This window comes from Pseudomonas sp. B40(2017), assembly GCF_002112855.1.
In the GTDB taxonomy this organism is placed as follows: domain Bacteria; phylum Pseudomonadota; class Gammaproteobacteria; order Pseudomonadales; family Pseudomonadaceae; genus Aquipseudomonas; species Aquipseudomonas pharyngis.
In genome coordinates, this window is the sequence record NZ_NEIT01000003.1 from 395,505 (window position 1) to 409,145 (window position 13,641).

The 13,641-nt window shown below is 60.9% G+C and carries 13 protein-coding genes; 2 read left to right on the forward strand and 11 right to left on the reverse strand.

Going from position 1 to position 13,641, the window contains the following annotated elements; translation table 11 throughout:
* Positions 1–16 precede the first annotated feature (16 nt).
* Positions 17–979, forward strand: a complete 963-nt coding sequence (locus CAF76_RS09285) for a zinc-binding dehydrogenase (RefSeq protein ID WP_085649357.1) — start codon at positions 17–19, stop codon at positions 977–979.
* Positions 980–1,024: 45 nt separating this feature from the next.
* Here the strand turns inward: CAF76_RS09285 and CAF76_RS09290 are convergent, their stop codons facing one another.
* From CAF76_RS09290 to CAF76_RS09315, 6 genes are all read right to left on the reverse strand, one after another.
* Positions 1,025–1,678: an HAD family phosphatase gene (locus CAF76_RS09290; protein ID WP_085613511.1), complete on the reverse strand. Its 654-nt coding sequence runs from the start codon at positions 1,676–1,678 to the stop codon at positions 1,025–1,027.
* A 34-nt stretch (positions 1,679–1,712) separates the two neighbouring features.
* Positions 1,713–2,702, reverse strand: coding sequence for an ABC transporter ATP-binding protein (locus CAF76_RS09295; RefSeq protein ID WP_085649358.1), 990 nt, complete (start codon positions 2,700–2,702; stop codon positions 1,713–1,715).
* Positions 2,699–3,499, reverse strand: coding sequence for an ABC transporter permease (locus tag CAF76_RS09300; RefSeq protein WP_039769862.1), 801 nt, complete (start codon positions 3,497–3,499; stop codon positions 2,699–2,701). Before CAF76_RS09300 ends, CAF76_RS09295 begins: the two co-directional genes overlap by 4 nt.
* Positions 3,486–4,322: an ABC transporter permease subunit gene (locus CAF76_RS09305; protein ID WP_172829520.1), complete on the reverse strand. Its 837-nt coding sequence runs from the start codon at positions 4,320–4,322 to the stop codon at positions 3,486–3,488. Before CAF76_RS09305 ends, CAF76_RS09300 begins: the two co-directional genes overlap by 14 nt.
* 5 nt (positions 4,323–4,327) lie before the next feature.
* Entirely contained in the window at positions 4,328–5,134 is an 807-nt protein-coding gene (locus CAF76_RS09310; protein WP_085649359.1) for an alkaline phosphatase family protein, read from the reverse strand.
* Positions 5,135–5,315: 181 nt separating this feature from the next.
* Complete coding sequence (locus tag CAF76_RS09315) at positions 5,316–6,380, reverse strand: ABC transporter substrate-binding protein (protein WP_064594574.1); 1,065 nt, start codon at positions 6,378–6,380, stop codon at positions 5,316–5,318.
* A 351-nt stretch (positions 6,381–6,731) separates the two neighbouring features.
* Here CAF76_RS09315 and CAF76_RS09320 point away from each other — a divergent pair, with 351 nt between their 5' ends.
* Complete coding sequence (locus tag CAF76_RS09320) at positions 6,732–7,445, forward strand: UTRA domain-containing protein (protein WP_011333178.1); 714 nt, start codon at positions 6,732–6,734, stop codon at positions 7,443–7,445.
* Between the two features lie 440 nt (positions 7,446–7,885).
* Here the strand turns inward: CAF76_RS09320 and CAF76_RS09325 are convergent, their stop codons facing one another.
* From CAF76_RS09325 to CAF76_RS09340, 5 genes are all read right to left on the reverse strand, one after another.
* Positions 7,886–10,045: a mechanosensitive ion channel family protein gene (locus CAF76_RS09325; RefSeq protein ID WP_085613507.1), complete on the reverse strand. Its 2,160-nt coding sequence runs from the start codon at positions 10,043–10,045 to the stop codon at positions 7,886–7,888.
* 76 nt (positions 10,046–10,121) lie between these two features.
* Positions 10,122–10,298: a hypothetical protein gene (locus CAF76_RS28720; RefSeq protein WP_165369545.1), complete on the reverse strand. Its 177-nt coding sequence runs from the start codon at positions 10,296–10,298 to the stop codon at positions 10,122–10,124.
* A 131-nt stretch (positions 10,299–10,429) separates the two neighbouring features.
* Complete coding sequence (locus tag CAF76_RS09330; RefSeq protein ID WP_085649360.1) at positions 10,430–11,719, reverse strand: M18 family aminopeptidase; 1,290 nt, start codon at positions 11,717–11,719, stop codon at positions 10,430–10,432.
* A 76-nt stretch (positions 11,720–11,795) separates the two neighbouring features.
* Complete coding sequence (locus CAF76_RS09335) at positions 11,796–12,896, reverse strand: hypothetical protein (protein WP_085649361.1); 1,101 nt, start codon at positions 12,894–12,896, stop codon at positions 11,796–11,798.
* A gap of 46 nt (positions 12,897–12,942) precedes the next feature.
* On the reverse strand, positions 12,943–13,578 hold the full coding sequence (locus CAF76_RS09340) for an RluA family pseudouridine synthase (protein WP_039769876.1): 636 nt from the start codon (positions 13,576–13,578) through the stop codon (positions 12,943–12,945).
* Between the last annotated feature and the right edge of the window lie 63 nt (positions 13,579–13,641).

Sequence of the window (13,641 nt, forward strand, 5' to 3'; positions counted from 1 at the left end):
TCACTATGGAGGCACTGTGAAGGCATTGCAAGGCGTTGAAGGTCAAGTGGCATGGGTTGATGAACCAAGTCCTACATGCGATGTAGGACAAGTTCGCATTCGGGTGGCGGCAGCGGGCCTCAATCGCGCGGATTTATTACAGAAAGCAGGACTTTATCCACCCCCTCCGGGTGCCAGCCAGGTGCTGGGTCTTGAGTGTTCCGGGGTGATCAGCGAGGTCGGTGCAGGATCGCCCTGGCAGGTCGGTGACCGGGTCTGCGCCTTGCTGGCCGGGGGCGGGATGGCCGAAGAAGTGGTCGTCGACGGACGGCATGTGCTGCCGGTTCCGGAAGGTGTATCGCTGATCGAGGCCGCTGGCTTGCCCGAGGTGTACGCGACCGTCTGGCTGAATGTGTTTCAACTTGCGGCGCTCAAACCGGGTGAGAAAGTTCTTCTGCACGCCGGAGCCAGTGGTATCGGCTCAGCCGCGATTCAACTGTGCAAGGCTTTCGGCAATCCGTGCTGGGTCAGCGTCGGTTCGGCTGAGCGGCTGGTCTATTGCGAGTCGTTGGGTGCCCAGGGCGGGGTGGTGCGCACCGACGACCTGGAAAGCCTGCGGGATTTCGGGCCGTTCGATGTGATCCTGGATCCGGTGGGCGGCAACTATTCGGCTTTGAACCTCAAGCTGATGGCGCAGGACGGACGCTGGGTGCTGATCGGTCTGATGGGCGGCCGCGAGGCAAAACTGGATCTGGCCCAGGTGCTGGCCAAGCGCGTGCAACTGCTGGGTTCGACCCTGCGCAGCCGTGACGATCAGTTCAAGGCGGATCTGTTCAGCGATCTGAGCCAGCACGTGTGGCCACTGTTTTCCGAAGGACGCCTGAAGCCGCAACTGGCCAAGGCGTTCCCGATCAAGGATGCCGAGGCTGCGTTTGCGGAGCTTGCGAGCAACACCGTAGCAGGGAAGCTGGTGCTGGTGATCGACGAAAGCCTGAGCTGATCATCGATGCTTGTGGGAGCAGGTCTGCTCCCACAAGCCAATCGCCTATTTCCAGAGGTGGATCGGCCAGCCCGACTTCTCGGCCTCTGCAAGCAGTACCGGATCCGGATTGACCACATGCGGGTAATCCACCTTCAACAGCAGCGGCAGATCATTGCGTGAGTCGGAATAGAAACTCGCGCCCTCAAGGTTTTCCTCTTCGGCGTCCAGCCATTCCAGCAAACGGGTGATCTTGCCTTCGCGATAGGTCAGGGTGCCCACGGTGTGGCCGCTGTAGACGCCGTGCGCCACTTCCAGCTCGATTGCCAGGACCTCGTCGATGCCCAGCCGCTCGGCGATGGGTTTGACCAGGTGCGTGCCCGAGGCCGAGATCACCAGGATCCGGTCGCCGGCCTTGCGGTGAGCGGCGATGGTCTTGGTGGCGTCGCTGAAGATGATCGGCTCGATGAAGTCTTCAACCCACGGCCCGACCAGATGCTCGACTTCCTCAGGGGTACGTCCGATCATCGGTTCAAGGCTGAAGTCCATGTAGTCTTCCATGCGCAACTTGCCATGGCTGTAGGCGTCCATCAGCTCGTTGTTCCTGCGCATGAACGACTCGGGATCGACCCAGCCCAGGCGCCCCATCTGCTCGCACCAGAGGGTGGCGCAGTCGCCGTGGATCAGGGTGTCGTCCAGATCAAAAATTGCCAGGGCCATCAGTTCAGTTCCCTCTTGGGTGTCAGCAAAGTCATCAGGCTACCTTACACAGGGCGGTGGGATCGATGGAAAGTGACAGGCGCTGACCGTCGGGATGCAGATCCGCCGCCGAGCGGTTGAGCACATCCACCACCAGTTCCACGCCCCGAGCTTCGACGCGATAGCGAATAACGTTGCCCAGCAGGCTGTGGCTGCGGATTTGCGCATCGGGTTCGCCGTTGAGGCTCAGCTCGATGGCCTCCGGGCGAATCGCGATGCGGTGGCTGATCGGCCGTTGCAACAGCTTTGACGCGCTCTCGGCATCCAGCAGGTTGTAGTTGCCGATGAAGCCGGCGGCGAACACGTCGACCGGCGCGGTGTAGAGGGTTTCGGCATCGCCGCTTTGTACGATCTTTCCCTGATTCATCAGGAAAATCCGGTCAGACATGGTCAGGGCCTCTTCCTGATCGTGTGTGACGAAAATCGTGGTCAGGCCGAGTTCGCGCTGGATCTGACGGATCTGTTCGCGCAGGTGTTTGCGAATCCGCGCATCGAGGGCCGACAGCGGTTCATCCAGCAGCAACAGACGCGGACGGGTCACCAGTGAGCGGGCGAGGGCGACACGCTGGCATTGACCGCCGGACAACTGATGCGGATAGCGACTGGCGAAATCGTTGAGTTCAACCAGTTTCAACACCTCGGCAACCCGCTTGTGGCTGTCGTCGGTGTTGACCTTTTGCATGCGCAAGCCGAAGGCGACGTTCTGTTCGACGGTCATGTTGGGGAACAGCGCGTAGCTCTGGAACACCATGCCGATCCCGCGTTTCTGCGGGGTAAGCGGCACGATGTCGACACCATCGAGCAGAATCTGGCCGCCATCCACCGGCGTCAGGCCGGCGATGCAACGCAGCAGGGTGGACTTGCCGCAACCGGACGGGCCGAGCAGGGTGACGAATTCACCCTTCTGGATTTCGCAGTTGATGTCGCTGAACACTGTGGTGCCGGCGTAGTTTTTTTGCAGGTGTTGGACGCTGACATAGCTCATTCGCTTTTGTCCTTGTTCAAGATGTTGGCGACCCAGGTCAGGACCAGCACGAAAAAGAAGTAGGAGATCACCAGCGCACTGGTGAAGTGGCCGCTGCTGTTGCGCATGTTGTTCAGATAAACCTGCAGGGTTTCGTAGCGAGTGCCGACCAGGATGTTGGCGAACACGAACTCACCGAACAGGAACGAGAACGACAGCAGCAACGCGACCATCAGGCCTTTGCGCAGGTTCGGCAGCACTACCAGGAAGGCTGCCTGAAAAGTGCTGGCGCCGAGCAGTTGGGCGGCGTCCATCAGGTCGCGCAGGTTGATCGCTTGCAGGTTGTTGGTGATCGCCCGGTACATGAACGGCAGCGCCACGGTGAAGTAGCAACCGATCAGGATCCACGGCGTGCCGACCATCGCGAACGGCCCGGAACCGTAGAGCTGCAACAGCCCCACCGACGACACCACCGGCGGCACCGCAAAGGGCAGCAGGATCAGGATGTTCATCAGCGCATCGAGTTTCGGGAAGTGGTAATGCACCACGAACAGCAGCGGCAGGATCAGCACCACCGACAGGAACAGCGCGCCGACGCACACCAGCAACGACTGGCCGAAGGCGTGCAGAAAACGCGGATCGCTCCACAGCTGGAGGTACCACTTGAAGGTGAAACCGCTGGGCAGGATGGTGGCCGACCAACTGCTGGCGATCGAATAGATCAGCGTGCCCACCAGCGGCAGCAGCAGGATGGCGAACAACAGATAGACCACGACGCGGTGGTAGACGCCGGCCGGTCCGGATTCAGCGCGAGACATGGTAGCTCCTCTTCAGCAGCAGTTGATGCACGACGGTCACCAGGGTCATCAGCGCCACCAGCACCACGGCCAGGGCACTGGCCAGGTTCGGATCGAGGGAAATGTCGCCGGAGACCATCGCCGCGATCCGGATCGGCAGCACGTTGAAATTGCCGGTGGTCAGCGCGTAAACCGTGGCGTAGGCGCCGAGGGCGTTGGCCAACAGAATCACGAAGGTGCCGAGCAGGGCCGGGGTCAGTACCGGCAGGCCGATGTGGCGCCAGAACTGCCAGCTGTCGGCGCCGAGCAGTGCGGCGGATTCGCGCCAGTCTTCACGCAGTGCGTCGAATGCCGGGTACAGCAGCAAGACGCCGAGGGGAATCTGGAAGTAGGTGTAGAGGATGATCAGCCCGGTTTTCGAATACAGGTTGAAGTCCTCGATGATCCCGGCCTGCTTCAACATGATGGTGATGCTGCCGTTGAAGCCGAGCAGGATGATGAACGCGAAGGCCAGGGGCACGCCGGCAAAGTTGCTGGTCATGTTGGCGAAGGCGTTGACGAAGTTGCGCAGTTTCGAGTCGACCCGGCGCAGAGAATACGCACCCAGCACCGCGATGATGATCCCGAACACACTCGACCAGAAACTGATTTCGAGGCTGTACCGGATCGCCTGCAAATAGAACTTCGAATTGAAGATCTTGCTGAAGTTGGCGAAGCCCCAGCCGAACTCTTCCGATTGCAGGCTGTTGATCATCACCCAGATCAGCGGGGCGATTTCGAACACGATAAAGAACAGCGCGAAAGGCACCAGGCACAGGGCGGCCAGCCATTTGCCGCGAGTCATTGAGTTCACTTGAGCAACTCCCGGCACACAGGTTTGTCGTGGGGCACGCCGAGCAGTTCGCACACGGTGCCGCAGATGTCGGTCTGCTTCGGTGCAGCGTCACTGTTCAGGCTGAACGCATCACCGATCACGAACAGCGGTACCTGGCGCTCTTCCGGCAGCAGGCCGTTGTGCGAGCGGTCGTTGTTCATGCCATGGTCGGCGGTCACCAGCACCTGGCAACCGGCGTCGAGCCAGCCTTGCAGGTAGTCGGCGAGGATGATATCGGCGCTGCGTGCGCTGTTGCGGTATTGCGGGGTGTCGAGGCCGTGCTTGTGCCCGGCGTCGTCGATGTTCATCGGGTGGATCAGCAGAAAGTCCGGTGCATGGCGCAGGCGCAGGTTTTCCGCGTCGGCGAACAGGTGCGAATCCGGGTAGTGATCGTTCCAGTAGAAGTGGCCGTGCTGGATCGGTAGCGTCGGGTCATCAGTATGCCGATCCCGTGCCGCCACGAATGGCGAGCGGTTGTAGAGCTCGCTGACCCAGTGGTACGCCGCGGCAGCGGTTTTCAGGCCGGCATCGCGGGCGTAGTGATAGATGCTGCGCTGGTTGGACAGGCGCGAGACGTTGTTATGGACGATGCCGCTGTCGATCGGTGGCACGCCCGTGAGGATGCATTCGTAAAGTGGTCGGGACAGGGCCGGCAGCTCGCACTCCAACTGGTAGAGCGCGGCGCGTCCTGCGCCAACGTAAGCCTGCAGATGCCCCATGGCGTGACGCGCGACCTCATAGTTGAGGCCGTCGAGCACGACAAGGATGACGGTGTGCTTCATAGGGGCAAAAACTCCGCGAAATTCAAATATCTCGAAATCAACTCAATCCCCTGTGGGAGCGAGCCTGCTCGCGAAGGCGGTTGTTCACTCAACGATGATGTTGATTGAGACGGCGCATTCGCGAGCAGGCTCGCTCCCACAATTGGATCTCCAACAAATCACACAGAGGTGAGCTGCTGCCTTACTTCATCTCGACGATGACTTCTTCGTTCCATTTCTGCGGCAGGGCCTTGGAGGTTTTTTCCCAGGCATCGGCGTCCTTGATCGGCGTGACCTTTTTGTACTGCTCGTTCGGCAGCAGCTTGGCCTTCACGTCTTCCGGCAGTTGCAGGTGCTCGGCGCGGATCGGGCGGGCGTTGCCACGGGCGAGGTTGGTCTGGCCGGCGTCGCTGAAGATGTATTCGCGGGTCAGCTTGGCGGCGTTCGGGTTTTTCGCGTATTTGTTGATGATGGTGGTGTAGCCGGAAATCACCGAACCGTCGGACGGGATCAGCACCACGTAGTCATCCGGGTTGGCCATCTTGGCCTTGTAGCTCAAGCCGTTGAAGTCCCAGACCACGCCGACTTCGATCTCGCCTTTTTCCATGGTGGCGATGGTCGGGTTGGCCATCGACAGGCGCCCCTGCTTGGCGATGTCCGCGAACAGCAGCAGGGCAGGCTGGATGTTTTTCTCGTCGCCGCCGTTGGCCAGTGCGGCGGCGAGTACGCCGTTGGCAGCTTGTGCGGCAGTGCTCACGTCACCGATGGAAACCTTGTATTTGCCGCCCTTGAGGTCAGCCCATTTGGTCGGTACTTCGGAGCCGTGCAGCAGCTTCTTGTTGACGATGAAGGCGATGGTGCCGGTGTAGGCCAGCGCCCAGTTGCCGTCCTTGTCCTTGGCCCAGTCCGGCACCTGGTCCCAAGTACTCGGCTTGTACGGTTGCACCACGCCCTGCTTGACCGCGATCGGGCCGAAAGCCGCGCCGACATCGCCGATGTCGGCGGTGGCGTTGTCTTTTTCAGCGGCGAACTTGGCGATTTCCTGGGCCGAGCTCATGTCGGTGTCGATGTGTTTCAGGCCGTATTTCTTGGCCAGGTCTTCCCAGGTGCCTTTCCAGTTGGCCCAGTCATCGGGCATGCCAACACTGTTGACGGCGCCTTCCGCTTTCGCAGCGGCTTCGAGGGTTTTCAGATCGTCAGCCGCCATGGCGGCGGTGCACATGGCAATGGTCGAGCCTAACAGTGATGCCAGGAAAAACTGTTTCATTCCAAAGCTCCTTGGTCGTGTTCAACGCTGCAATTGCGGTTTGTGTTGGTCTAGGTCAGCAATACCTGAGCCAATTTAAGGGGGCTCGATGACACTTTGATGTCGGCGATGGCGCGCCCAGCCTTTTCTATCTCCGGTATCAGCGAGTGCCCGGTAAGCGTAGACCACCCGCCAAGTCCCGGTGGGCAAGGGACTTGGCCGATGTATTGCAAGTTGTCAGGGCGACCGTTCGGTAGTTTTGTCATCTCTCGGTCATCTGCACTGCCTAGGCTTGCAACACAACCGGACGGCACGATTGCTGTGCGGTTTTGCCCCGAAACAGTGCTGGTCTAGTCCAGATAGGTAACGTTGATGCGCGATGAGGCAACAAAAGCGGTGACAGCGATTGGCCAGATCCTTCAGGAGCAACTCGACCATGGGTTGCTGGCGGCGGGGAGCAAGTTGCCGGCCGAGCGCAAGCTCAGTGAGCTGTTCGGCACGACGCGAATTACGGTACGCGAAGCCTTGTTGCAGCTGGAGGCGCAAGGGCAGATTTATCGCGAGGAGCGGCGTGGCTGGTTCGTGTCGCCACCGCGTCTGGCTTACAACCTGATGCAGCGCAGTCACTTTCACGCGATGGTCAGTGCGCAGGGGCGGGTGCCGTCGACCGAGGTGATTTCGGCGCGGTTGCAGCCGGCTTCAGCGGCGGTCTGTGCGTGGTTGCAGTTGCCGGCGTTGTCGAGCGTGATTCAGATCTGCCGGTCGCGGCGGATCGATGGGCGGCTGGTGTTGTATGTGGAGCATTATCTGAATCCGCAGTTTTTTCCGGGGATTCTGGAGTTTGATTTGAATCAGTCGATTACCGAGCTGTATGCGCGGCATTACGATTTGCACTATGGGCGGGTGCGGTTCGAGATTGTGCCTACGTCGTTGTCGGTGGATGCGGCGGCGGCTTTACGGGTGTCGGTGGGGAGTCCGGGGTTGAGGATTGCTAGGGTTAATTATGATCAGTTTGGGCGGTTGATTGATTGTGATCTGGAGTTTTGGCGGCATGATGCGATTCACGTTGGGGTTGATGTTGTTTGACCTTGGCGGCCGCTGGGCCGACCAGGTTTTGGGTTGACTGTGTACATATCCGTTTCTTCGGGTGCTGCCGCTGACGGTTTCGCCCTTACGGCGAGTCACTTTGGCAAACGCCCCAAAGTAACCAAAACGCTGGGCCCCGGCGTTCGGCCCCTCGCTTTGGCTCGGTGTTCCTTCGTTCCGGGATTCATCCGGGGGCATCGCCTACGGTTTGCTTCGCTGCACCTCCTCTCGATGCATGCGGCTTCGCCGCACGGTCGCTGCGCTCCCACCCCCGGATAAATCCCTCCACTCAGCCTTCCGATGGGGCCGGCACGTCAAAAGCGGTACTCGAGCTAACGCTCATTGTGTTGAGTGGTGGAAGGGCATATGTGTTGCTTTTGCTCTCTGTGGGAGTTGGCTTGCCAGCGATGGCGGCCTGAAGTCGGTCAGATTCTCCGGATCTATTCTTGAGTTTGGCCGCCACCGCCTGCGGTGATCACTTGCACATTCATCCTTGGCGTCGCCAAATCCAGTCCGGCCTCATCCAGATGCCGTTTCAGCGACAGGTTGAATGCTCGTGAAACTTCCCATTGTTTGATCGGTGCGGTCTTGAACCTTGCCCGCAATATCGCGTTGCCGGATTCAAAGCTTTCCACGCCCTGAAACTCCAGCGGTGACCAGATGTTGCGTCGTTGCAGCGGGTCGGTGCGCATTTTCTGGCCGACGTCGCGCATCAGTTTGATCGCTTCGTCGATGCTCATGTTGAACGGCACGGCCACGCGGAAGATGGCGTAGCCGAATTCGCGGGAGTAGTTTTTGATGCTTTTGATTTCGCTGAACGGGATGGTGTGGACGATGCCGTCGATGTCTCGCAGGCGTACGGTGCGGATGGTCAGGCCTTCGACGGTGCCGAGGTGGCCGCCGACGTCGACGTAGTCGTCGATGGCCAGGGAGTCTTCGATGATGATGAACAGGCCAGTGATCAGGTCGGCCACCAGTGACTGGGCGCCGAAGCCGATCGCCAGGCCGATTACGCCGGCACCGGCCAGCAGGGGCGTGACGTTCATGCCCATGTTCGCCAGGGCGACGATCAGGGCGATGATGAAGATCGCCACGAACAGCACGTTACGGATCAGCGGCATCATGGTTTGTGCGCGGGCGTTGGCCAGGCCTTTGCGGGAGCGGGTGAGGGCGTGGTGCACGGCGGTGTCGCTGAGGATCCAGATCAGCCAGGCGAAGATCAGCGTGCCGATCAGGCTGAACAGTTTGACGCTGACGTCGTGGCCTTCGCCTTCGGTGAAGCCGATCAGTGACATGCCCCAGACCCGCAGGCCGAGTTCGATGAAAGCCAGCCATACCAGCAAATGGGCGAGGGTGTAGAAGAAGCTTTTCAGGCGCTCGGAATACAGCGCGTGGCGTTTCGGGCCGCGTTGAGGCTTGAGGGCATGGCGGCGGACGAGGCCGTTGATGACCATGCACAACACCAGCAGCACGGTGCAGATCAGCGACTGGCGCAGGGCGGTGCTGGTGTCGCCAGCGGAGACGAAGGTGGCGAACAGCGAAATGCCCACCAGCACCAGCGCCGGGACGTACCAGAAGGTGCCGAGGATTTCGATGGTGTCGCTGAGGGCGCGGCGGGTCAGGCGGCGGGACAGTGGCTGGTTGCGGATCAGGTGGGCGATCGGCCGGCGGAAACGCAGGATGAACAGACCGGTCGACAGTGCCGCGAGGACGTTGGCGACGGTGGCGGCGGTGTGGGCCAGGTGCACGCCGAGGCCGGCTATCAGTCGCGGATCGCTCAGGGCTTCCCCGAACGCGGCGAAGCTGCCGATCAGCCACAACGGGCGGAAGGCCTGGTGACGCAGGATGTACAGCGCCCGGTGGCGGTGCGGGCCGTCGAGTACGGAAAAGGCAATCACGCAGATGGCCGAGAAGCAGGTGCCGACCACCAGCGCATAGGCCAACACCATCGCCAGGCTTTTGCCCAGCGACGATGGCAGCGCGTAACTCATGTACACGGTGATGACCAGGGCGATCATCCACGGCCCGAGCTTGCGCAGGGCGAAGCGCAGCATGTCGAGGGCTCGGGGATGTTGCGGCAGTTCTTCGGTCAGACCGAAGCGCATGCGTACCCGATGACCAAGCCAGATCAGCGCGGCGGCGAGCAGGCTCCAGACCGCGAGGATCACGGCGAAGGCGAAGATGATCGGCAGCCATTCGCTGGCCGGTAGCATCAGGCCTTTGAGCTCGTCCTTGGCCATGTCGAATTCGGCGGACCAGCGATTGAGCGGGCTGTCGGCACCGGAGAACTGTTTTTCGAAAGTGGCGAGGGTGCCGCCGATCAGTCCCAGCACCCCTTCTTCCGGGGTGGCCTGGGCTTTTTTCGTGGCGTCGCGCAGTTTTTTCAGGTCAGTCAGCAACTGGGCGCGTTGCTTGTCGTTTTCCAGCGACTTGATGACTTCGTCCAGAGACTGGCCGAGCGGTTCCTGAGCTTCGGGCTGAGCCTTGCCGGCGCCCGTGAGCAATCCCGGCAGACCGGCGGCGTCGGCAGGCGCCGGCGACACCAGGGTCATCAGGCAAACGAGAAAGAGGCAGGGCAGGGCAAAAAGACGAGCAAACACTAGGCGGTCAACCTCGCAAGGGGCGGATCGGGCGAGTGTACGAGCCCGCCAGATTCAATGCGAGCCGGGCGCGGATTTATTCGTTGAGTTTGGCAAGGATCTTGTAGACCACGGTGGCCAGGATCATCAGCATGCCGATCCACATGGCGAACACACCGGCGTTCTTGTCACGGAAGTTGAAACCGATGGCCAGCAGAATCATTCCGCCGAGGATGGGAATGAGCATGGAGTGAAACGCAGACATCGAGATCATGGCGACAGCCTTGTCGAAGGTGATTATTCAAGTCTAGGTGGGTTTTCGATGGACGGTGCTGATGTGTATCAGAAATGAGCCGGTTCTAAAGGCCGGGGATCGCAGCGCGACGCTGCGATCCCGGCTGTTTCCTATGGCAGTTCGCGACTGGCGTAGAACGCGCTCAGTACTTTGACCAGGTGAGCCAGGTCGTGGCTGCCGCACAGTTCGCGGATCGAGTGCATGGCGAACGTTGGCAGGCCGATGTCGACGGTGCGCACCCCCAAGTGGCTGGCGGTGATCGGGCCGATGGTCGAGCCGCAGCCCATGTCGCTACGCACCACGAAGCTTTGCACCGGCACTTCTTCGGCCATGCACAGATGGCGGAAGAAGCCGGCGGTTTCGCTGTTGGTGGCGTAGCGCTGGTTGCTGTTGACCTTGATCACCGGGCCGGCGTTGAGTTTCGGGCCGTGGTTGGCGTCGTGCTTCTCGGCGTAGTTCGGGTGTACGCCGTGGGCGTTGTCGGCCGAGACCAGCAGGGATTTCTGAATGGTGCGTACGAACTCTTCACCTTCCGGCAGCAGGCGGCGCAGGGTCTGTTCCAGCATCGGGCCGTCGGCGCCGCAGGCCGAGCAGGAACCGACTTCTTCGTGGTCGTTGCACACCAGCACGCAGGTTTCTTCAGTGTCGGCGGTCAGCAGGGCTTGCAGGCCGGCGTAACACGACAGCAGGTTGTCCAGGCGCGCGCCGGCGATGAAGTCGCCATGCAGGCCGATGACCGCAGCACTCTGGGTGTCGTAGAAACTCAGCTCGTAATCCAGCACCACGTCGGCGTTGAGGCCGTGTTCGCGAGCCAGTTGATCGGTGAGCACCGCGCGGAAATCCACGCGCTCGTCACCGGCGAACTGCGCGAGAATCGGCGGCAGTTCGGTCTGGGCGTTGATGGCCCAGCCCTGATTGGCTTCACGATTGAGGTGGATCGCGAGGTTGGGAATGATCGCGATCGGGGCCTTGAAGTCGATCAGCTGGCTTTCAACCTTGCCGTCGCGGCGGAAGGTGACGCGGCCGGCCAGCGACAGGTCGCGGTCGAACCATGGCGCCAGCAGCGCGCCGCCGTAGACTTCGACGCCGAGCTGCCAGAAGCCCTGGCGCTGCAATTCAGGTTGTGGCTTGACCCGCAGGCACGGGCTGTCGGTGTGGGCGCCGACCAGACGGATGCCGTCGTGCAGCGGCGAATTGCGGCCCATCTTGATCGCGACAATCGAGGAATCGTTACGGGTGACGTAGTAACGACCATTGGCTTCGGTGTGCCAGGTTTCGCGCTCGTCGAGGCGCACATAACCGGCGGCCTCCAAGCGTTGAACAAGGCTGGCGGTGGCGTGGAACGGGGTAGGGGAGGCCTTGAGGAAGTCGATCAGGCCTTGGTTCAACTCTTCGCGCATAAGAAGCTCCAGACAGCAATGGGCGGGAGTTTAACGCATCGGCCTGATGCTTGGGACATGACATGTGCCGCTCGCGTCAACGAGCGGCGGCCACGCGTTTTTTCAGGTAGTTCATGATCACTTTTTCGTCTTCAGGCTTGTCCGGACGGGGTAGCTGTTTTGGCCAGCGACTCTGTTCCAGAAGCTTTTTCTGACGGCTCTCGTCCCAGCGCAGAATCTCCCGCGAGGCGCATTCCCACCACTCATGACGACAGGCGCTGTAGTACGGGTGATCCGGCGCGGCGCTGCCATACAACAGATCCCGACCCACCTTGCGCATGGCGCCGCTCTGGTTGCGCAGTTTCCACTTGATCTTCAGGCGCTGCCAGGCGGACGGAAAGGGTTTGACCCGGGGCACGTCAGTGCACAGGTCCACCAGTCGCTGGCTGAATTTCTCGCCGTGCTGAGCGAAGAAAAACGCCTGCATCGCGTGGAAGAAGCGTTTTTCCGCGAAGTAGTGATAGACATGTTTGCGCGCTTCCACCACCGACCGTTCGCGCATCGCGTAGGACAGGGCGATCTGCTCGATGGTGTGAATCTCGAATCCGTCGGCCGTCCATTCATCGATCAGGCGGATCGATTCCTCGAACAGCGCCGAATCGCGGTCGGTGACACCACACAGGCCGCTGTTGTAGAGCTTGAAACCGTTCTGCGGGCAAACGCCATGGGCTCTGAGGTCGCGAGCGAGCTTCAGGTAATCCGGTCGCTCGAAGACGTCTTTCCAGTCGTATTCGAAGCGATCCATCACTGGCTGATTCGCCTCGATATATTGGAACAGGCTGCTAGGGTGGCTGGTGAACAGGGTGTCGGTGTCGACGAACAGGGTTTTCTCGGCCAGTTGCAGGCCGGCGGCGATCGCGCAGGCCTTGCGCCGATGGTGATAGCCGTTCTGCCCTTGCCAGCGGGTCAGGGTCGCTTCGTCGAGCAGCACGGTGTCGACCGGCCAGCCTTCGTAATCCTGCGGCCGGTCAGTGAGGATTCTGATCGCCGGGCGCTTGCCGTTTTTGGCCTGGGACAGGGCGGTCAGGATGCTGAACTTGGCTTCGCGCCGGTAGACATCCTGATTGCCGTAAATCAGGTAGAGCAGTTGATGACGGGTCTTCTTGACGGGTGTTGCCAGGGAATCAGTACAACTCATCCGGAACAAAATCCTATAAATCGGGCAGCTGTCGGTCCGACAGTGCTTAAAACGGTGCCGGGCATTCGAAACGCAAGCGTTCGCCGGACTGAGGATGGGTGAAGCTGAGCATGCTCGCGTGCAGGCACAGACGCGGCCAGGCGGCCAGGGCTTGTTCGTGGGCGTAAAGGCCATCACCGAGCAACGGATGACCGATGGACAACATGTGCACCCGCAACTGGTGCGAACGGCCGGTGATCGGTGTCAGTTCGACGCGGCACCAGTCGCCGCAGCGTTCCAGCACACGCCAGAAGGTCAGGGCGTGCTTGCCGTGTTCGTGATCGACCACGTGGCGCGGTTTGGTCGGCGGGTCGTAGCGCAACGGCAGATCGATGCTGCCGCTGTCCAGTTCCGGCTGACCCCAGCAGAGCGCAGTGTAGGCTTTCTCTGTTTCACGATCATGAAACTGGCGCGACAGTTCGCGGTGGGTGTCGGCGTCGCGGGCCAGCAGAATGATCCCCGAGGTTTCCCAGTCCAGGCGATGGACGATGCGTGCTTCCGGGTAGCCGTTTTCCTGCAGACGGGTGATCAGGCAGTCCTTGTTGTCATCGGCCCGGCCGGGGACGGAGAGCAACAGGGTCGGTTTGTTCACCACCAGAACGGCGGCGTCCTGATGAATGATTTGGACGTTGGACAACGGCATTAAAACAGCCTCGTAACAAATGCCAACGGCGGCTCAGGGCCCCTCCGGTGTCGGAAGGGCCCT